Here is an 18,225-nt window from a genome sequence, read left to right as displayed (position 1 = left end):
ACGCTGACCATATAGCCAGCGGCGCAAGGCCGATCGTGTTCCCGCGGGAACAGGGGCTGAAACGCTGCCCGAACGGCCTGCGGCCTGTTTACTGCGCATAAAAATGCCCGCCCGGGAAAAACCGGGGCGGGCCTGTGTGAAAGCCGGAAAGCCTATTCGGCTTCGTTTGCCGGCGCGGCGTTGAGCTGGCCGTATTTTTCAGCACCGATCTTGTTGAAGAGATCGAGCTGGGTTTCGAGGAAGTCGATATGGCCTTCCTCGTCGGCCAGCAGTTCTTCGAACAGCTTCATGGAAACATAATCGCCCGCGCTGTAACAGATATCGCGCGAGTTCTTATAGGCCGCGCGGGCGTCGTATTCGCCGGCAAGGTCCGCCTCCAGCACTTCCTTGACGGTCTGGCCGATGCGAAGGGGCGCAACCGTCTGGAGGTTGGGATGACCTTCGAGGAAGATGATGCGCGAAACCAGCTTGTCGGCGTGCTGCATTTCCTCGATCGATTCGGCACGTTCCTTCTTTGCCAGGAGCGTGTAGCCCCAATCGTCGAGCAGGCGATAATGGAGCCAATATTGGTTGACCGCACCGAGTTCGAGATAAAGCGCTTCGTTAAGCTGCTCGATGACTTTTTTGTCGCCTTTCAAGATCCGCTCTCCTGTTTTCTTCATGGAATTGTTTGAGGCGGGTCATGAAATCAAAAATCTGGTCATCCGTCGAGGGGCGGCCGGCATGATATTGCTCGGTGGTGCGGATGATGATGTCAACGACATTGGGAAAACAGCCGCAGCAACGGCCACGTTTTTCCATCGCGTGGTACACTTTCGCGGGCACGATCAGCTGCCAACAGTCCTCATCGAGCATCTCGATGATGGTTTCCTGTATGTCCTTTTCGGTGATGAAATTGCAGCTACAAACCAGCATTTCTTCTGTCCGTGATACGCAATGCACTGAATTCTCTTCATAAAGCAAAAGCGGACATTTAGTGTCAACAAAAATGTCGCGGCGGGATTTCCGGACAAATATTAGATCAATTCTAAACTTGACAAAATCTATCGTATTTTCATTGACTTATTGGCGATCGATGCCACCGGATTTGGCCTTTTCGCACTCATCAATATTTTTTGACTTTTCGCAAAATCAGACAATTATTGTTACAGGACCAGTGAAGTCCCTGCCTGCCGCGATCCGCCTCAGTGGAAATTCCTCCCCTTCGGCATGACACTGGCCGTTGCGGCAACCTCGCTCCGGTTGAGCCCGCCCGCTCCGTCCTTCACCGGAAGAGGGCGCTCCGGCGCGGCGATGCGCTTCCTCTGCCGGTGATCGCCTGTCGGGCGCAGGGCTTCATCGGCCCGCTCGGACACGCCAAAGCGGCGGGTTTCGCGCTGCAGCAGGCCAAGCATCGGCGTCATGTCCTCGATATGATCGACGACGACATGGATCACCCCGCTCTCGCTCTGCAGCCTGCCCCTGATCTTCACCAGCCGGGCGCCCATGACGACGGATCGGTAGCGGTCGAATATCCTGTTCCAGACGATGGCATTGGCAACCCCCGTCTCGTCCTCCAGCGTCATGAAGACGACCCCTCTGGCAGAACCCGGCCTCTGGCGCACCAGCACAAGCCCGGCAATGGTGACCATCTGCCCGCTCGGGACCGTCAGAAGATCCCCGTTCTTGAGGATGCCAATTGCAGCGAATTCATCGCGCAGGAAAGACACCGGGTGCGCCTTCAAGGACAGCGAAAGATAACGGTAATCCTCGATCACCTGCTCGCCCGGCAACATGTCCGGCAGGCGGGTTTCCGGCTCGACCTGAAGATCGGCCCGATCGGCCCGGTCGAACAAGGGCAGCTTTTCCGCCGCGCTTTTGGCATCCAGCGCCCGCACGGCCCAGAGCGCTTCGCGCCGCGAAAGCCCGATGGAGCCGAAGGCATCGGCATCCGCCAGCCGTTCGATATCGGGTTTCTGCAGTCCCGACCGAAGCCAGAGGTCGCGCACAGAGGTGTAGCCCTGGCCACGGGCTTTGACGAGCGCGATCATATCGGCTTCCGAAAGCCCCTTCACCTGCCGGAAGCCGAGCCGGACCGCCCTCCCGGTTTTGATGATATCCCGCATCGAGGCATGCCGCCGGTCGATCGCATCCCTCTTGAATTCACTCGCCTCAAGCAGGCAATCCCAATCGGAAAAATTGACATCGACGGGCCGGATCTCGACCCCATGCTCACGGGCGTCGCGCACCAGTTGTGACGGCGCATAAAACCCCATCGGCTGCGAATTCAAAAGCGCCGCACAGAAGACATCGGGATAGTAGGCCTTGACCCAGGACGAGGCATAGACGAGCAGCGCGAAGGAGGCCGCATGGCTTTCGGGAAAACCGTATTCGCCGAAACCCTCGATCTGTTTGAAACAACGCTCCGCGAATTCACGCGTATAGCCATTTTCCACCATCCCGTTGACCATGTCGTCCCTGAACGTATTGACCTGCCCGGAGCGCTTGAATGTCGCCATGGACCGCCGCAGACGATCCGCCTTTGCCGGTGAAAACTTTGCCGCCGTAATGGCAATCTGCATGGCCTGTTCCTGAAAGAGCGGAACACCAAACGTCCGTTCCAGGATAGGTCTCATCTCATCCTTGGGATAATCGATCTTGAAGCCGGGAAGATGGGATTGCCCGCGCCGCTTGAGATAGGGATGCACCATATCTCCCTGGATCGGGCCCGGCCGGACGATCGCCACCTCGATGACCAGATCGTAAAATATGCGCGGGCGAAGACGCGGCAGCATGCTCATCTGCGCCCGGCTTTCGATCTGAAAGACGCCGATCGTATCGGCCCGGCACATCATGCCGTAGACCGGCTCTCCATCCTCGTGATCCCTGTTGCCGAGATCGGCGAGCGTCTTCTTCACATCATAGTGAAGCTCCAGAAGCTCAAAGGCTTTGCGCAGGCAGGTGAGCATTCCCAGAGCCAGGATATCGACCTTGAGAATCCGGACATTGTCCAGATCGTCCTTGTCCCATTCGATCATGTAGCGATCCGGCATGGCCGTGTTCATGATCGGCACCACCTCATCGAGCCGGTCCCTGGTAATGACGAAGCCACCCACATGCTGCGTGAGGTGCCGGGGAAAACCCATCAGTTCGGTGGCATAGTGAAGAACATTCTTGGTGATCGGGTCGGACAGATCGAGCCCGGCGGCCTTTGCCTCGCGTTCGGACAGATCCTCCGCCGACCAGCCCCAGACCGTGCTGGCGAGCGCCGATTGCACATCCTCCGACAGGCCGAAAGCCTTGGCCACTTCGCGGCCGGCGGAACGGGCACGATAACTCGTCACCGCCGCCGTCAGGCCGGCATGTTCCCGGCCATAGGTCCTGTAGATATGCTGGATGACCTCTTCGCGTCTGCCATGCTCGAAATCGACATCGATATCCGGCGGCTCATCGCGATCCATGGAAATGAACCGGTCAAAGAGAAGCGTGCTTTTCTCCGGATTGACCTCGGTTATTTCAAGGCAATAGCAGATCACCGAATTTGCCGCCGAACCGCGCCCCTGGCACAGGATCTTCAGTTCATAACGGGCATGCTGGATGATCTTGTAGACCGTCAGGAAATAGGAGGCGTATTCCTTGTCCCGGATAAGCCTCAGTTCGTAGTCGATCTGCTTTTCGACATTCACCGGGATGCCTTCCGGATAGCGTTTTCGCGCCCCCTCCCAGGTCAAACGCCCCAGCGTTTCCGACGGTGTCTCGCCCGCGACGCCTTCGTCCGGATAGTTGTGCTTCAGCTCATCCAGCGAAAATGACAGGCTTTTGAAGAATTTTTCCGTATTGGCGACCGCCTTTGGATAGGCGCCGAACAGGCGCGTCATCTCGCGCGCATCCTTGAGATAACGTTCCGCATTGGGGGCCAGCCGGAAGCCGGCCTCGGCAATCGTCACATGCTCGCGGATGGCGGTGACGATGTCGGCAAGCGGGCGGCGGGCGGTGTGATGATAAAGCGGCTGGTTGCTGGCGATCACTGGCACGCGGTTGCGGGTGGCCAGTGTGGAAAACGCGGCGAAAACCTGAGCATCCCGGCCATCATAGGATGGCGACAGGACCATGTGAAATGCCGCATGGAAGCGCTGTCTCAGGCGATCGAGGCATTGCTCCAGCCTTTCCTGTTTGCCGGCATCGTCGAGCACGGACGGATCGGCAACAAGGGCGAGCATCATCTCGTCCCCCCATTCGGCAAGGTCCGCTTCGTTCAGGATGCACGCGCCCTTTTGCGCTCTGAGATTGCCGGCGCTCAGCAGGCGGCAGAGATGCGCCCATCCCTTTCGGTTTTGCGGGTAGGCGAGAATATCCGGGGTCCCGTCGGAAAAGACCAGCCGCGCGCCCGGCTGAAAGGGGACGGCTTGCAGAAGCGCCTTTGGCTGTCCTCCCTTGTCGAAAAGCGCCCGATTTTCCGCAATCGTCTTTTCGTATTCCTCTTTCATCGCCCTGATCTGCGCATGGGCCCGCACCACGCCGGCGACCGAGTTCCGGTCGGCAAGGCCAAGGCCGGAAAGTTTCAGGATCGCGGCCTGAACGACCATGTCCTCCGGTTTCGATGCGCCCTCGAGGAAGGAGAAATTCGACCGGGCGCCGATCTCGAAAAAGGCCGGGGTGGCGTTCATGCGAAGACCCCGTGCACGAACCAGCGCGGCGGCGGCATCTGGCCATAGAGGCCCTCGCGGTAGATCCAGAACCGGTGGCCGGTATCGTCCTCGATGCGGAAATAATCCCGCGCCCGGGCATCGGCGCCGTCGATCCACCATTCCATGGCGAGGCGTTCCGGCCCCTGGCTGCGCAAGACACGATGCAACATGCGCCGCCAGCGGAAGCTTTCGGGCGGCCCCTCGGGCACTTCGGCCACGGAGACATCCACCGATTCCGGCCTTGGGAACAGCCTGAGCGGCCGCTCGCTGCGGGACCAGGAAAAGCCGCTTGGCGCCGGCCGCCTGGCCGGCGGCAATGCATCCATGGCCGGAGCCATGGTCACCGCCCGCTCCGGCACGTGGCTCTCGCGCAGCTGAAAACTCTGCAGGCAATCGGCGCCGAGACGGGCCGAAACGCGATCGACAAAGACGGCAAGAGAGACATCCTTTTGCCGGGCGCCGTCGAAATCCTCCTGCGCGGCATCGAAGGCCTCGTGCCGCATCACATTCAGCCGCAGGATTTCGAAACCGTAGCCGGCGTCGAGATCGTCATGAACCGCCTGCAGGCGCTCGGAAAACAGCGCGGCGATCCGCTTCGGGTCCCGGAGCGGCTGCGACGCCCCGGCGGCGATGCGGAAGACCCGGCCATCGACCCGGAACAGCAACAGCTCGAACACCCGCCCGCCGGCGCCGCGCTCCTCCAGGCTGGCCTTCAGCGACAGGGCAATCTGCCCGGTCAGGGAGAGGATATCCTCCTGCGTCTGCACGGGCTCGGCCAGCCGCCGTTCGGCGGAGAGGCTGGCGACCGGCCGGCGCGGCGACACGGGCTCCTCGTCACGGCCGAGCGCCTGATCGAGCCGCAGCAGCAGATGCGCGCCGAAACGGCGGGCAAGGGGCGCCCGGGGTGCGGCGATGATGTCGCCCACCCGCTTCAATCCGAGCTTCTGCAGCGCGGCAACGGTGTTTGCCTCCAGCCGCAGAGAAGCGACGGGCAGGGGGGCCAGCACCGGCTCCATCTCTTCCGGCGCGATGACGCCGCCGCTGCCGAAACGGGAGACGGCCGAGGAGAGGCCCGGCGCCGACGATATGGCGCCGCGGGCGTCGATCCCCAGCTGGAAGAGCCGCGACAGGATATCCTTGAGCAGCGCCTTTTCGCCGCCGAACAGATGCGAACAGCCGGTAATATCGAGAAACAGCCCGTCCCGGCCATCCAGCCCCACCAGCGGCGTGTAGCGGTCGCACCAGTCGGCGATGCCGTCGAGCAGGCGGCGATCGGCACCCACGTCCTCCTCGACGATTTCCAGCGTCGGATAGATCGCCCGCGCTTCGGCGACGCCCTGGTTTTTCTTCAGCCCGAGCGCCTCCGCCGCCTCGTCGAGCGCCGTCAGCCGCATGGCATTGTCGCGCCGCCCGGAACAGACGAGGGGAACCGCTTCAGGATGCCTGATCGAACGCCAGGACAGGCCCCATTTCTGCCGGGCGATCCGGTCGGTCGGCAGGTGCGGAAAGGCGAGGGCCAGAATGCGCTGCGCGCTTGAGCGGAACCCGAGCATGTTCTGGCTTGTCGACGGAGAAAAACTGACGGTCATGGGAATTCCACTCCAGAAACAGGGAGAGAGGCGCCGGATTTCGGCTCTTCTCCAGGGTGAGACGGAAAACCGGATTGCCGATGCTGCCGCCAAGCATCGATCGATCCGGCAGAAACCGGATTGCCGCCGGCGCGGGTTCAAGCAAAAACCGAAAAGCAGCACTGCTCGCCTCTTCCTGCGCCGACTGGCGCAACACCAGGAGAGGGCGCCCCGCCGCCTTTGCCCGCAGGCTCAGGCGCCGGCTCTCGGTCAGGCCGAACTGCGCCGGATTGCCCTTGACCTCCAGGATGCTGACCAGGAAGGCGCCGCTTTCGACCGCCGTTTCGGCAAGCCACAGCGCCTCCTCCAGCCGGCGCGGGGCCGCATGCAGGAAGCGCTCTGGCCTCAGACCAAAATCCGCAAGGCCCGGCGCATAGGGAATGCCCGTTTCCATCGACGTGACCGGATCGCTGATCCACAGGACCGGCGAACGGTCCTCATCCGCCTTGCGCTGAAGCAGGGCGGCAAGCGCCAGCGCAAAACCGGTGACCACCGGCGCATCGCGCATCAGCTGCGAGCGGATTTCGCAGATGCCGTCGAGCGGCAACCCGCCTTCCAGAGCCCCATCGAGCGCCGGAACGCCCAGAGGCAGACGATGGCTTTCCTTTCGTTTTCCATGGCCGTTCTCGCCGGCCAGAGCTTCCTGCCTGGCGGCAGCCACGGAACTGCCCTCCAGTCTTGCGATCTCTTCGCGGAGCGCAAACAGACGCTCGCGCGTCATGGGCGTCTGCACCATGACGTCACTCCAATTCAAAATGTTCCTGTTATGTTCTTATAGATTCCAGAGCTTCACGGAAGAGTCAACGGCAATTTCTAAGAATTTATTCCTTGACGGAGCACATCCAAATTCAACTCTCGAAAAACGCTGACGAAATGGCTATATCAGGGAGCAAGTAAGGAGTGCCTATGGCCCGCATTGACCAGACCGACGATTGGCGGGAACGCCACGCGCCGACAATCAGCACATTCGAATCCCTGGCACTGGAGGCCTACAGCCATCTGCCGGAGGAATTCCGGGCGCTTGCCACCCATCTGACCATCGAGATCGACGATTTTCCGAGCGAGGACGTTTTCGAGGACATGGCGCTGGAAACGCCGTTCGACCTGCTCGGCCTGTTCGAGGGACGCGGCATCGGCGAGCGCTTCACCATGGAAACCGGCGAGATGCCGAACCGGATCATTCTCTACCGCCGGCCGATCCTCGATTACTGGGCGGAAAACGAGGAGACGCTGGGCGATATCATCACGCATGTGCTGATCCACGAGATCGGCCATCATTTCGGCCTGTCGGACGACGACATGGAGCGGATCGAGGCCAGCGTCGAGCATGTCGGCGGCTGAGACGGCGTGAGCCGCCCCGGCCGGCCGCGAGGCTTCAGTGTTCCGAAAGCTTGGTGTCGGGGGTGTATTCCTTGCCCTCGACGTCCTTGACGACGGCCTGGCCGCACATCATGGCGCGGGTTTCCTGGTTCCAGGCATAGGTCGGCGATCCATGCAGCTCCCAGCCCTTGTTGAGGGCAGCCGTCACCTTGTGACAGAAGGTGGCGTCGTCGACGGCGGTCAGCAAGCGATACAGTTTCACAATATTGTTCCTTTTTGATGGATGGCATCGGCCTTGGCGGCGAGCCGCAGGGCCTGATCGAGATGAAGACGCTCGACCATCAGGCCGTTGAGATTGATGACGGCTTTATCCGCATTTTCGGACAGCGCAAAGGCATCGATGATGGAGCGGGCCTCGGCAAGCGCGGCTTTATCAATGCCGAAATGATCGTTGGCCGGGCCGATCTGGGCCGGGTGGATCAGCATCTTGCCGTCGAACCCCATGTCGCGGCCCTGCCGGCATTCGGCCTCGAACCCCGCACCATCGCGGAAATCGTTGAAGACGGCATCGATGATATCGAGGCCGCTGCCGCGCGCAGCCAGCAGGATCTGCATCAGCCAGGGCACGAGATAGGTGCGGCCGGGCAGGGCGGGCAGACCGGTTTCCTTGCGCAGGTCGTTCAGCCCCGGCACGAAACAATCGAGCCTGCCGCCGCGGGTGCGGCCGGTTTCAGCGATCGCAGCCGCATTGAGCACGCCGCGCGGGGTCTCGATCATCGCCCAGAGGCGCAGCATATCCGGCGCATCGTTTTCCGACAGGATATCGGCCACCGTCTGGATGTCCTGCGGGCTTTCGACCTTGGGCAGCAGGATGGCGTCGGGCGCGAGCGCCAGAGCGGCCGCCAGATCCTGTTCACTGAGACCGGAGGCGAGGCTGTTGATGCGGATGACGATCTCGATATCGGACCGGCGAGCCTCCTGCAGATGCGCGGCCAGCGTATCGCGCGCCAAAACCTTGTTGGCGGGAAGAACCGCATCCTCGAGATCGTAGATCACCGCGTCGCAGGCCAGCGCGGCAACCTTGGCAAGGGCGCGGGCATTGTCGGCCGGAACGCAGAGAACCGAACGGCGCAGGCGGGCGGGGTGGCGATCGCTGGATGACGTCATGGGCCTGTTTTGCCCGCCTTTCGCCGTTTTCGCAAGGCAGAGATGCAATCGGGCCATGTCCCCTTGCAACAGGCCCCTTGCAACGGGGGCCATGCGGGACCACATTCTGGGCAACGAAAGGTGACGACCATGCAAAGCATCCGTAATCTCCTCCTGACTGCCGCAGGCATCGCGTTCACGCTGATGGCCTTCGTCTTTACCGCGTCCCTTGGCCTCGCCCTCATCGGCATCGTCTCGGTGGTGATGATCGGCACGACGATTGCCGCGCGGCTTGCGCCCAAGCCGGTTCGCGCCACCGTCAACCGGAATTCCGTCAACCGGAATCCTGGCAACCCCAATTCCGGCCGCCAGCCGCGCGAACCGCGCATCTGGAACGACGGACGCGGCACGATCATCGACCTCTGAAGGGCGCAAAGCCGCCTTTCAGGCGCCCGGCGCGCAGATTCTCCTTCATTTCGGCGCAAAATTGCTCTAAACGCTGGGCGGAAATTTTTCCCGTTCCGTTGAAATCGAAGGCCATTGCCATGGACAAGTTCGTCAAGCTCACCGGCGTTGCCGCGCCGCTCCCCGTCGTCAATATCGACACGGACATGATCATTCCGAAGGATTACCTGAAGACGATCAAGCGCACCGGCCTTGGAACCGGCCTTTTCGCCGAAGCCCGCTATCATGAAGACGGCTCGGTGAACGAGGATTTCGTCCTCAACAAACCCGCCTACCAGAACGCCAAGATCCTGGTCGCCGGCGACAATTTCGGCTGCGGTTCGTCGCGCGAACACGCCCCCTGGGCGCTGCTCGACTTCGGCATCCGCTGCGTCATCTCGACGTCCTTTGCCGATATCTTCTACAACAACTGTTTCAAGAACGGCATTCTGCCGGTCGTCGTTTCGCCGGAAGACCTGGAAAAGCTGATGGATGACGCCTCGCGCGGCTCCAACGCCATCCTGACGGTCGACCTGGAAAGCCGGGAAATCACCGGTCCGGACGGCGGCAAGATCACCTTCGAACTGGATGAATTCAAGCGCCACTGCATGCTGAACGGCCTCGACGATATCGGCCTGACGCTGGAAAAGGCTGGTGCCATCGACACGTTCGAAAAGGCCAACGCCGCTTCGCATCCCTGGGCGTAACGCCCGATGGCAAGCCCGCGCAGACGGATCTCCTCCGGCTCGCCGTTTGAAAAGACGGCGGGTTATTCGCGGGCTGTCGTGCAGGGCGACTGGTGCTTCGTCTCCGGCACCACCGGCTACGACTACCGGACGATGACCATGCCGGAGACGGTGGAGGAGCAGACCCGCAACTGCCTGAAGACCATCGCGGCGGCGCTGGCGGATGCCGGGTTTTCGCTGAACGACGTCGTTCGCAATCATTATTACGTGACCGACGCCGCTTTTGCCGACAGGGTCTTCCCGATCCTGGGCGAGACCTTCGGCGATATCCGTCCGGCAGCGACGATGGTGGTCTGCGACCTCATCCGTGCGGAAATGCTCATCGAGATCGAAGTCACCGCCTTCAAGGGGTAACGCCCGATCGGCCTTCGATGAAGGGTGGCCCCAAAGGCTCGGTCAGCCCCGCCTTTGCCAATTCGCTGTAATAATAGAGAAAGACCTGGCGCCGGAATGTGATCATTTCGCGCTCTTCATCCGTTTTTGCCATTGCAAGGCCCGCCGCGAATAACTCCGGGGTCGCCAGCTCGATCGTATCGGCCACAAAATCCAGCATCTCTGTGGTGTCCCCGGGTTTCATGAGGCGGATGCAGAAAAACAATCCGCTTGCGGCCACCCTGCCGAGGCAACGGCCATCACGCCGGCAGCGCCGTACACGGCAACGGAGATGATTGAGCCAGACCGTCGCGGCCAAGCGCAGGAAGACATCCGACGAAGGCGAGCGGGGCGGGGGCTTGATATAGGGCATAACGGTTCTTCCTCTTGTCGGCTGATCGGAAGCGGAAAACAGCAGGAAACATCCCCGCGCGGTGTCCGCCGTGGTTTTCAAACCTGCACTCAATCGGACGGGGCACTGGAAACCGCCTCTAATGAGTTAATATAATTGACGCTTCCCAGCGCCCCGTTTGGCGTTCTCTCGGGAGCTCTCCTCCCTACAGACCCCGACTGCGGATTCTCTGACCCGGGACGATCGTCGCGACATAGGCTTCCGGTTCCGGCATTCAGCATCACGGTTCCGGTACATCACGCTTCTCATCCCGGCATGTGCATCACACAGATGCGCCCGCCCCAGAAGGACAGGGGGAATCCAGTTTCCGGGGGCTCTCCTTCCGGTCCGCCTGACGTTCGCAGCCTCTTCATTGAGACCACGAGGCTTTGCGTGGAGCGCCAGCCCTGCCTCGCCGCAAACGTCTTGCGGTGTATCCGTGACAGAACGTTGCCATCATGACACGGCTTTTCAAGGCGGGGATTCTGGGCGAAGACAATTCCGATAAAATCGTTCAATATCAACGCGGGGGCATATAAAATCCCGTTTGAACATGCCCGCCGGAAAGGGAAAATCATGCTGTTGAGAATGGAAGCAAAACTTGCCGGCGTCTGCACGCCGGTTTTCACCAGCCATCCGGCCCGCTGGCTTGGGCTCCTGGCGCTCTGCTCCGCCTATATCGTCAGCGGGGCGACCAGGCTCATGGATTTCAGCAGCGCCGTCGCTGAAATGGAGCATTACGGGCTTCTGCCGCCCAGACCCATCGCCGCGGTGGTGATCCTTTTCCAGCTGAGCGCCTCGGCGATGGTAATCAGCGGCTTCTTGCGCTGGATCGGCGCGCTGTCCCTTGCCGTCTTCACCGTGCTGGCAACCTTTATTGCCCTGCGGTTCTGGGAAATGCCCCTGGGCACGGCCCGGTTTGCGGCGATGAATACATTCTTCGAACATCTGGGACTGGCCGGCGCCTTTCTTCTCGTCGCCTGGTACGACCTGCACAAATGGCGCCGGGGTGACAGGGACTGGAGCTGAGCGTGTTGCGGCTGACATGGATGAGGCGCATTCTACGGCCTTGCCTTTCACCTCGTCCCTCTCGGAAGGAAACGCACGAATGAGCATCATCACCACAAACGACGGAACGGAAATCTTCTACAAGGACTGGGGCCCGCGCGATGCGCAGCCGATCGTCTTCCATCACGGCTGGCCGCTGAGCGCCGACGACTGGGACGCCCAGATGCTGTACTTTCTGGCGCAGGGATTTCGCGTCATCGCCCATGACCGCCGCGGCCATGGACGCTCGACCCAGACATCGACCGGCCACGACATGGATACCTACGCCGCCGACGTGGCAGCACTCGCCGATGCGCTTAACCTCAAGAACGCCTTCCATGTCGGCCATTCCACCGGTGGCGGCGAAGTCGTCCATTATGTGGCCCGCGCCAAGCCGGGCCGGGTCGGCAAGGCCGTCATCGTCGGGGCCGTACCGCCAGTCATGGTGAAATCGGACAGGAACCCCGGCGGGCTGCCGATCGATGTATTCGACGGCCTGCGCAGCGCGCTCACCGCAAACCGCGCCCAGTTCTTCATCGATGTCCCGACCGGTCCGTTCTACGGCTTCAATCGCCCGGGCGCCAAAGTGTCCCAGGGGCTCATCGACAACTGGTGGCGGCAGGGCATGATGGGCGCCGCCAATGCCCATTACGAATGCATCAAGGCCTTTTCCGAAACCGATTTCACCGAGGACCTGAAAAAGATCGAGGTTCCGGTGCTGGTCCTGCACGGAACCGACGACCAGATCGTGCCCTATGACGACTCCGCACCGCTCTCGGTGAAGCTCCTCAAGAACGGAACGCTGAAGAGCTATGACGGGCTTCCGCACGGCATGCTGTCGACGCATCCGGAGATTCTCAATCCCGATATGCTGGCTTTTTTCAAGGGGTAGGCTGGCGGCGGCGTGATCTGCCCCTCATCCGCCCTGTCGGGCACCTTCTCCCCGTTTTGACGGGGAGAAGGACCAAGCGGCAACCTCTGTCGTCCCCTCTCCCCGTCAAAACGGGGAGAGGGCTAGGGTGAGGGGCAAAGCTGCCAGGACAGAAGCCGGTGCGGCAGCTTTATCGGCCCAGGAGCGCAGACGAGGGCGGTGGCGCAGACAACGACTCAAACACCAAAACCCGGCTGCAGGGACAGCCGGGCTTTGGCGGAGGACGTCAGAAACGGCGGGCGCCTATTCGCAGACGCGGATCTTCTTGATGATGACGTTGCCGTAGGAATCGTAAGTCTTGACCTTCTTGATGAAGCAATAGGGCTGGCAGTCGTCGCTGTAATAGCCGGCCTGCGACGGGGCGGCGAAGGAAACGGCGGCGATGGCAGCGACAATGGCGGTCAAAACGAACGTGCGCATGCGGGTCTCTCCTTGAGATCTCGTGTGGATGAGCCTCCCTCATCCAGTGACCCGACAATCCCACAGGCCGGACATCCGCGCTGTTCCGGATGGAACAGGGTTTGCTCCCTCTTCTCCTCAACGGGGAGAAGAGGGAGATCGGTGCGCGCACAATTCTTTCCGAAACCGCATTTTCCTTGAACGGAAGTTGCGTTAAGAACGCGCCAACATCTGACACCCATCGACTTAAAAGGAATGCCCCATGACAGTGCGCAATCTTTTCCTTCTGCCCGGCGACGGCATCGGTCCGGAAGCCATGGCGGAAGTCCGCAAGATCATCGCCTATATGAACGCCGAGATGGCCGGTGGCTTCACCACCGACGAAGGCCTGGTCGGCGGATCGGCCTATGATGCGCATGGCGCGGCGATTTCCGACGCGGATATGGCCAAGGCGATGGCGGCGGATGCCGTTCTGTTCGGCGCCGTCGGCGGTCCGAAATGGGATGCCGTTCCGTATGACGTGCGCCCGGAAGCGGGCCTGCTGCGCCTGCGCAAGGACATGGAACTGTTTGCCAACCTGCGCCCGGCGATCTGCTATCCGGCGCTCGCCAACGCATCGTCGCTGAAGGCCGAGCTGGTCGAGGGCCTCGATATCCTGATCGTGCGCGAGCTGACCGGCGGCGTCTATTTCGGCGAGCCGAAGGAGATCATCGATCTCGGCAACGGCCAGAAGCGCGGTATCGACACGCAGGTCTACGACACCTACGAGATCGAGCGCATCGCCGGCGTCGCCTTCGAACTGGCCCGCACCCGCAACAACCGCGTCTGCTCGATGGAAAAGCGCAATGTCATGAAGTCCGGCGTTCTGTGGAACCAGGTGGTGACGGCGACGCACAAGGCGAAATATTCCGATGTCGCGCTCGACCACATGCTGGCCGATGCCGGCGGCATGCAGCTGGTGCGTGCGCCCAAGCAGTTCGACGTGATCGTTACCGACAACCTGTTCGGCGACATGCTGTCGGATGTGGCCGCAATGCTGACCGGCTCGCTCGGCATGCTGCCATCCGCCTCGCTCGGCGCCCCGGATGCCAAGACCGGCAAGCGCAAGGCGCTCTACGAGCCCGTGCACGGTTCGGCACCGGACATTGCCGGCAAGGGCATCGCCAACCCGATCGCCATGATCGCCTCGTTTGCCATGTGCCTGCGCTATTCGTTCAACCTCGTGACCGAGGCCGACAACCTGGAAAAGGCTGTTGCCAACGTGCTCGACAAGGGTATCCGCACCGGCGACATCATGGCCGATGGCTGCGCCCAAGTCGGCACCGTCGAAATGGGCGATGCCATCCTTGCCGAGTTCAAGGCGCTTTCGGCTTAAAAGCTGCCTGTTTCCCTCCCCGCAAGCGGGGAGGGCCTCCCGGTTCTTCGGGGCATTTTTCGGCACGCCATGGAAATCCCTATTTTGGTCGCCACAGGAAAGAAGACCAATCAAACAGGGTATCCATGAACAGACTGCTTTCCACCTCTCTCTGGCTTCTCCTGGCAGCAAGTGTCCTGATCGCGGCGCTGCTTCCCTTCGATGGCGCCCTTTCGCAATGGGCGCAGGCGCTGCCCCACGGCGTTGTCGCCTTCAACAAGCGGATCACCGATTTCGGCACCTTCGCCTGGATGATCTACAGCTCCGGCTCGATCGTCATCATCGCCTATATCCTGCACCGGGTTTCCCGCAGCGAGGGTTTTTCCTCGAAAGCCGGGACAGGCTGGCGGCTGGCCCTGTATTTCCTCGGAACGATCGGCAGTGCCGGCCTGCTCGTTCAGGCGCTCAAACTGATCATCGGACGGGCGCGGCCCGCGCTTTACCTCGAATACGGCGCCCACAGCCTGACGCCGTTTGCGCGGGAATGGCAGTTCGAGAGCTTTCCGTCCGGCCATTCGGCGGCAGTCGGAGCCTTCTTCGGGGCCTTTGCCATGCTCGCACCGCGGTTCCGGCCCGTCTTTGCGCTGGGCGCGCTGACGATCGGCATCAGCCGCGTCATCGTCGGCGCGCATTATCCAAGCGACGTGGTGGCCGGGCTCTCGCTCGGTTTCTGGAGCGCCCTGATGATCGCCTTCCTCTTTGCCCGGCAGAACTGGCTGTTCCGGCTGGACGACGCGGGCTGGCCCCGAACGAAAGTCTAGCCAGCGCGCGAACGGCAATCCCTTTTACCTCTCTGTCAAACCGGTGTGATCTGGTTGTAACACAGCTCGATTAGACCCGTTGCAGCAACAACCCAGTTGCGGCGGCAGGAGCGCGGATCGGGATGGTGGACACATTGCTCGCGGCTTGCGGGATCAGGCCGCGATTGCCGGAAATCCGGTGCCTGGCGCTCGTCAACCCGCTCTATCATCTCTGTTGTCTCAATCTCGTTTTCATTGCCTTTGCGCTGTTCGATACCTGTGTTGGCGCCGCCGCCGGCCGCTTTCCGGCGCTGGCGATCGAATTCGGACGAACCTTCACCCATGCCGGAAACTCCGGCTGGATTTTGCTCATTGCCGGCTATGTATGCTTTGCCGGTCTCGCCACGCTGAAACGGAGTACGGCGGGCAAGGCGCCGGAGACGGCCCGGCTGCTGACGGCTGCGGCGGCCTATGTCTTCATCACGGTCGCGCTGTCCGGTCTGGCGGCCAATATGCTCAAACGGGTGATCGGCCGGGCCCGGCCGCACCTCTTTGAAGAGCAGGGGATCTTCAGCTTTTCGCCGTTTGCCAACAGCACGGCCTATGAAAGTTTTCCCTCCGGCCATGCCACCACCGCCGCCGCCTTTTTCGTCGGCCTGGGATTTCTCGTGCCGCAGCTGCGCATACCGTTGTTCATCGCCGGCATCTGGATCGGGCTGGCACGGGTGATCGTCGGCGCCCACTATCCCAGCGATGTCATCGCCGGGCTGGCGCTCGGCGGCTGGTTCGCGCTCGCCGTCGCCACCCAGTTCGCCCGCTACGGCATTCTCTTCACCATCAACGCGGGCGGCTGGCCAGAGCCACGCTATCCGCACATCCCCCCGCAGCCGCAAACAGCCGGAACGGTGGCGGCCGATCACGCCTGAAAAAACAGGCATGAAAAAACCCGGCACAGAGGCTGCGCCGGGCTCAGTCTGGCGGGAGAAGACGTCGGCTAGGTCATGGTGTGAATATCGCGGTCCTTGGTTTCGGGCAGGAACAGCATGCCGATCACCAGCGTGATGCCGGCAAAGACGATCGGGTACCAGAGGCCGTAATAGATATCGCCCTTGGCCGCGCTCATGGCGAAGGCCGTTGCCGGAAGCAGGCCGCCGAACCAGCCGTTGCCGATATGATAGGGCAGGGACATGCCGGTATAGCGGATGCGGGTCGGGAACAGCTCAACCAGCAGGGCGGCGATCGGGCCGTAGACCATCGTCACGTAGATGACCAGCACGGTCAGCACGGCGATGACCATCACCCAGTTGACGCGCGCCGGATCGGCAACCATGGCAAAGGCACCGCCCTTGTCGATCGTATAGACCGGCATGTCGGTGACACCGGCTGCTTCTTCCGCCGTCAGAAGCTTGGCAGCGACCAGCTCTTCGCCCGTCATCGTTGCCTTGTCTCCGCCGCGAACCGCAGCGGCATCGAGCGCCAGCTCCGGATTGGCGGCAACGAAGCCGTCGAGCTTGCTTTCCGCAACCTTGGCCGCGCCGCGAACGAGCGGATAGCCGCCATCGTGGAGCGCGATGTTGATCTGCTTTTCGAAGGCGCCGTTCATCGCCTTGGCCTGATCGCCGGCAGCGACGGAATCGTAGCTGCTGACGGTTTCCTGGCCGATCTTGACCGTTGCCGGCGTGCCGGCAGGGCCGGGAACGACGTCATAGGGCACCGAGTTTCGGGTCAGGAACGAGGTGGCGATATCGCAGGAGGTGGTGAACTTGGCCGTGCCGGTCGGGTTGAACTGGAACTTGCAGTCCGCCGGATCGGCCGTGACGGTGGCCCGCACGGTGGCCTGCGCCTCGGCCAGCGCCGGATTGCCCGCCCAGGTCAGCGCCTTGAACAGCGGGAAATAGGTGAGCATCGCCAGCGCCAGGCCGGCCATGATGATCGGCTTGCGGCCGATCTTGTCGGACAGCCAGCCGAAGACGACGAAGAAGCCGGTGCCGATGATCAGCGAGGCGGCGACCATGATATTGGCCGACTGGCCGTCCACTTTCAGGATGTTCTGCAGGAAGAACAGCGCGTAGAACTGGCCGGAATACCAGACGACGGCCTGGCCGACGACGGCGCCGAACAGGGCGAGCAGGGCGATCTTGGCGTTTCTCCACTGGCCGAAGGCCTCGGTGAGCGGCGCCTTGGAGCCCTTGCCCTCTTCCTTCATCTTCTTGAAGGCGGGCGATTCATTCATCTTCAGGCGGATCCAGACGGAAACCCCGAGCAGGATGAAGGACAACAGGAACGGGATGCGCCAGCCCCAGGCGGCGAAGGCTTCCTTGCCGAGCAGCATCTGCACCAGAACAATGACCACCAGCGACAGGAACAGGCCAAGCGTCGCCGTCGTCTGGATCCAGGAGGTGAAGTAACCGCGCTTGCCCTGCGGCGCATGCTCGGCCACATAGGTCGCGGCACCGCCATACTCGCCGCCGAGCGCCAGGCCCTGCAGCATGCGCAGCACGATCAGAAGGATCGGAGCGGCGATGCCGATCGAGGCGGCGCCGGGCAGGATGCCGACGAGGAAGGTCGACAGGCCCATGATGACGATGGTGACGAGGAAGGTGTATTTGCGGCCGACGAGATCGCCGAGACGGCCGAACACCAGCGCGCCGAACGGCCGCACCAGGAAGCCGGCTGCAAAGGCAAGCAGCGCGAAGATGTTGCGGGTGGTTTCAGGATACTGCGAAAAGAAGGTCGCGCCGATATAGACGGCCAGCGAACCGTAGAGATAGAAATCGTACCATTCGAAGACCGTGCCGAGCGAGGAGGCGAAAATCACCTTCTTCTGCTCCGCGGTCATGGGGCCGGATTTTTCGACCGCCGCTGCTGCGACATTTGCCATTTCGTTTGTCCTCCACTCAAAAACGGCTTGTACGCATCCCCCGATTGCCCCGAAATCCTCCCTGATCTCGAAGCGGAACACGCGATGGCGACAAAATGA

The 18,225-nt window shown here is 61.8% G+C and carries 20 protein-coding genes; 9 read left to right on the top strand and 11 right to left on the bottom strand.

Translation table 11 applies throughout. The annotated features are described in order from the left end of the window. Positions 1 to 152 precede the first annotated feature (152 nt). From bfr to ADU59_RS30325, 5 genes are all read right to left on the bottom strand, one after another. Entirely contained in the window at positions 153 to 638 is a 486-nt protein-coding gene (gene bfr, locus ADU59_RS20635) for a bacterioferritin (RefSeq protein ID WP_068956209.1), read from the bottom strand. Further along, positions 604 to 963 carry a (2Fe-2S)-binding protein gene (locus tag ADU59_RS29710; RefSeq protein ID WP_425332039.1) on the bottom strand — a complete coding sequence of 120 codons (360 nt, stop codon included), beginning with the start codon at positions 961 to 963 and terminating at the stop codon, positions 604 to 606. The genes bfr and ADU59_RS29710 overlap by 35 nt, the downstream gene beginning before the upstream one ends. Positions 964 to 1,184: 221 nt before the next feature. After that, positions 1,185 to 4,646 carry an error-prone DNA polymerase gene (locus ADU59_RS20625; protein WP_068956041.1) on the bottom strand — a complete coding sequence of 1,154 codons (3,462 nt, stop codon included), beginning with the start codon at positions 4,644 to 4,646 and terminating at the stop codon, positions 1,185 to 1,187. Then, the gene (locus ADU59_RS20620) at positions 4,643 to 6,061 is read right to left on the bottom strand and encodes a Y-family DNA polymerase (protein ID WP_068956040.1); all 1,419 of its coding nucleotides are present in this window, start codon (positions 6,059 to 6,061) and stop codon (positions 4,643 to 4,645) included. The genes ADU59_RS20625 and ADU59_RS20620 overlap by 4 nt, the downstream gene beginning before the upstream one ends. Before the next feature lie 40 nt (positions 6,062 to 6,101). After that, complete coding sequence (locus ADU59_RS30325) at positions 6,102 to 7,031, bottom strand: ImuA family protein (RefSeq protein WP_068956039.1); 930 nt, start codon at positions 7,029 to 7,031, stop codon at positions 6,102 to 6,104. Between the two features lie 170 nt (positions 7,032 to 7,201). Between ADU59_RS30325 and ADU59_RS20610 the strand changes: the two genes are divergently transcribed. Further along, positions 7,202 to 7,636: a metallopeptidase family protein gene (locus ADU59_RS20610; protein WP_068956038.1), complete on the top strand. Its 435-nt coding sequence runs from the start codon at positions 7,202 to 7,204 to the stop codon at positions 7,634 to 7,636. 34 nt (positions 7,637 to 7,670) lie between these two features. Here ADU59_RS20610 and ADU59_RS20605 read toward each other — a convergent pair whose 3' ends face one another. Together ADU59_RS20605 and ADU59_RS20600 are read right to left on the bottom strand one after the other, a co-directional pair. Next, complete coding sequence (locus ADU59_RS20605; protein ID WP_068956037.1) at positions 7,671 to 7,877, bottom strand: DUF1737 domain-containing protein; 207 nt, start codon at positions 7,875 to 7,877, stop codon at positions 7,671 to 7,673. Next, positions 7,874 to 8,782 (bottom strand): HpcH/HpaI aldolase/citrate lyase family protein, encoded by a 909-nt coding sequence (locus ADU59_RS20600; RefSeq protein ID WP_068956036.1) that lies wholly within the window; start codon positions 8,780 to 8,782, stop codon positions 7,874 to 7,876. The genes ADU59_RS20605 and ADU59_RS20600 overlap by 4 nt, the downstream gene beginning before the upstream one ends. A gap of 129 nt (positions 8,783 to 8,911) precedes the next feature. Here ADU59_RS20600 and ADU59_RS20595 point away from each other — a divergent pair, with 129 nt between their 5' ends. Then, complete coding sequence (locus ADU59_RS20595; RefSeq protein WP_068956035.1) at positions 8,912 to 9,187, top strand: hypothetical protein; 276 nt, start codon at positions 8,912 to 8,914, stop codon at positions 9,185 to 9,187. On the opposite strand, the gene ADU59_RS31335 is transcribed toward ADU59_RS20595, so the two are convergent. Continuing rightward, entirely contained in the window at positions 9,174 to 9,308 is a 135-nt protein-coding gene (locus tag ADU59_RS31335; protein ID WP_274534655.1) for a hypothetical protein, read from the bottom strand. The two genes, ADU59_RS20595 and ADU59_RS31335, sit on opposite strands and share 14 nt — an antisense overlap. On the opposite strand from ADU59_RS31335, the gene leuD reads away from it, so the two are divergent. Then, positions 9,307 to 9,912 carry a 3-isopropylmalate dehydratase small subunit gene (leuD, locus tag ADU59_RS20590; RefSeq protein ID WP_068956207.1) on the top strand — a complete coding sequence of 202 codons (606 nt, stop codon included), beginning with the start codon at positions 9,307 to 9,309 and terminating at the stop codon, positions 9,910 to 9,912. The two genes, ADU59_RS31335 and leuD, sit on opposite strands and share 2 nt — an antisense overlap. A gap of 6 nt (positions 9,913 to 9,918) precedes the next feature. Then, positions 9,919 to 10,305 carry a RidA family protein gene (locus tag ADU59_RS20585; protein ID WP_068956034.1) on the top strand — a complete coding sequence of 129 codons (387 nt, stop codon included), beginning with the start codon at positions 9,919 to 9,921 and terminating at the stop codon, positions 10,303 to 10,305. Here the strand turns inward: ADU59_RS20585 and ADU59_RS20580 are convergent. After that, positions 10,295 to 10,696, bottom strand: coding sequence for a hypothetical protein (locus ADU59_RS20580; RefSeq protein ID WP_068956033.1), 402 nt, complete (start codon positions 10,694 to 10,696; stop codon positions 10,295 to 10,297). The two genes, ADU59_RS20585 and ADU59_RS20580, sit on opposite strands and share 11 nt — an antisense overlap. A 594-nt stretch (positions 10,697 to 11,290) precedes the next feature. On the opposite strand from ADU59_RS20580, the gene ADU59_RS20575 reads away from it, so the two are divergent. Together ADU59_RS20575 and ADU59_RS20570 are read left to right on the top strand one after the other, a co-directional pair. Beyond that, entirely contained in the window at positions 11,291 to 11,743 is a 453-nt protein-coding gene (locus tag ADU59_RS20575) for a DoxX family protein (RefSeq protein ID WP_068956032.1), read from the top strand. 79 nt (positions 11,744 to 11,822) lie between these two features. Next, a complete protein-coding gene (locus ADU59_RS20570; RefSeq protein ID WP_068956031.1) occupies positions 11,823 to 12,653 on the top strand; it encodes an alpha/beta fold hydrolase in 831 nt (276 codons plus the stop codon). A gap of 282 nt (positions 12,654 to 12,935) precedes the next feature. Here the strand turns inward: ADU59_RS20570 and ADU59_RS30705 are convergent, their stop codons facing one another. Next, the gene (locus tag ADU59_RS30705; protein WP_158515742.1) at positions 12,936 to 13,112 is read right to left on the bottom strand and encodes a hypothetical protein; all 177 of its coding nucleotides are present in this window, start codon (positions 13,110 to 13,112) and stop codon (positions 12,936 to 12,938) included. 241 nt (positions 13,113 to 13,353) lie between these two features. Between ADU59_RS30705 and leuB the strand changes: the two genes are divergently transcribed. From leuB to ADU59_RS20555, 3 genes are all read left to right on the top strand, one after another. Next, positions 13,354 to 14,466, top strand: coding sequence for a 3-isopropylmalate dehydrogenase (leuB, locus tag ADU59_RS20565; protein WP_068956030.1), 1,113 nt, complete (start codon positions 13,354 to 13,356; stop codon positions 14,464 to 14,466). A gap of 125 nt (positions 14,467 to 14,591) precedes the next feature. Next, positions 14,592 to 15,266: a phosphatase PAP2 family protein gene (locus tag ADU59_RS20560; protein ID WP_068956029.1), complete on the top strand. Its 675-nt coding sequence runs from the start codon at positions 14,592 to 14,594 to the stop codon at positions 15,264 to 15,266. Between the two features lie 122 nt (positions 15,267 to 15,388). Next, positions 15,389 to 16,171 (top strand): phosphatase PAP2 family protein, encoded by a 783-nt coding sequence (locus tag ADU59_RS20555; protein ID WP_083198352.1) that lies wholly within the window; start codon positions 15,389 to 15,391, stop codon positions 16,169 to 16,171. A 68-nt stretch (positions 16,172 to 16,239) separates the two neighbouring features. On the opposite strand, the gene ADU59_RS20550 is transcribed toward ADU59_RS20555, so the two are convergent. After that, positions 16,240 to 18,126: an MFS transporter gene (locus ADU59_RS20550; protein ID WP_068956027.1), complete on the bottom strand. Its 1,887-nt coding sequence runs from the start codon at positions 18,124 to 18,126 to the stop codon at positions 16,240 to 16,242. Between the last annotated feature and the right edge of the window lie 99 nt (positions 18,127 to 18,225).

Source organism: Pararhizobium polonicum (assembly GCF_001687365.1).
Lineage (GTDB): Bacteria > Pseudomonadota > Alphaproteobacteria > Rhizobiales > Rhizobiaceae > Pararhizobium > Pararhizobium polonicum.
This window is presented reverse-complemented; position numbering and strand designations above follow the sequence as displayed.

Coding starts and splice junctions, on each gene's coding strand:
- ADU59_RS20625 (WP_068956041.1), bottom strand. CDS start 4,646: ATGAACGCCACCCCGGCCTTTTTCGAGATCGGCGCCCGGTCGAATTTC.
- ADU59_RS20620 (WP_068956040.1), bottom strand. CDS start 6,061: ATGCGGCTGACGGCGCTCGACGAGGCGGCGGAGGCGCTCGGGCTGAAG.
- ADU59_RS30325 (WP_068956039.1), bottom strand. CDS start 7,031: ATGGTGCAGACGCCCATGACGCGCGAGCGTCTGTTTGCGCTCCGCGAA.
- ADU59_RS20610 (WP_068956038.1), top strand. CDS start 7,202: ATGGCCCGCATTGACCAGACCGACGATTGGCGGGAACGCCACGCGCCG.
- ADU59_RS20600 (WP_068956036.1), bottom strand. CDS start 8,782: ATGACGTCATCCAGCGATCGCCACCCCGCCCGCCTGCGCCGTTCGGTT.
- ADU59_RS20595 (WP_068956035.1), top strand. CDS start 8,912: ATGCAAAGCATCCGTAATCTCCTCCTGACTGCCGCAGGCATCGCGTTC.
- leuD (WP_068956207.1), top strand. CDS start 9,307: ATGGACAAGTTCGTCAAGCTCACCGGCGTTGCCGCGCCGCTCCCCGTC.
- ADU59_RS31335 (WP_274534655.1), bottom strand. CDS start 9,308: ATGGCAATGGCCTTCGATTTCAACGGAACGGGAAAAATTTCCGCCCAG.
- ADU59_RS20585 (WP_068956034.1), top strand. CDS start 9,919: ATGGCAAGCCCGCGCAGACGGATCTCCTCCGGCTCGCCGTTTGAAAAG.
- ADU59_RS20580 (WP_068956033.1), bottom strand. CDS start 10,696: ATGCCCTATATCAAGCCCCCGCCCCGCTCGCCTTCGTCGGATGTCTTC.
- ADU59_RS20575 (WP_068956032.1), top strand. CDS start 11,291: ATGCTGTTGAGAATGGAAGCAAAACTTGCCGGCGTCTGCACGCCGGTT.
- ADU59_RS20570 (WP_068956031.1), top strand. CDS start 11,823: ATGAGCATCATCACCACAAACGACGGAACGGAAATCTTCTACAAGGAC.
- ADU59_RS30705 (WP_158515742.1), bottom strand. CDS start 13,112: ATGCGCACGTTCGTTTTGACCGCCATTGTCGCTGCCATCGCCGCCGTT.
- leuB (WP_068956030.1), top strand. CDS start 13,354: ATGACAGTGCGCAATCTTTTCCTTCTGCCCGGCGACGGCATCGGTCCG.
- ADU59_RS20560 (WP_068956029.1), top strand. CDS start 14,592: ATGAACAGACTGCTTTCCACCTCTCTCTGGCTTCTCCTGGCAGCAAGT.
- ADU59_RS20555 (WP_083198352.1), top strand. CDS start 15,389: ATGGTGGACACATTGCTCGCGGCTTGCGGGATCAGGCCGCGATTGCCG.
- ADU59_RS20550 (WP_068956027.1), bottom strand. CDS start 18,126: ATGGCAAATGTCGCAGCAGCGGCGGTCGAAAAATCCGGCCCCATGACC.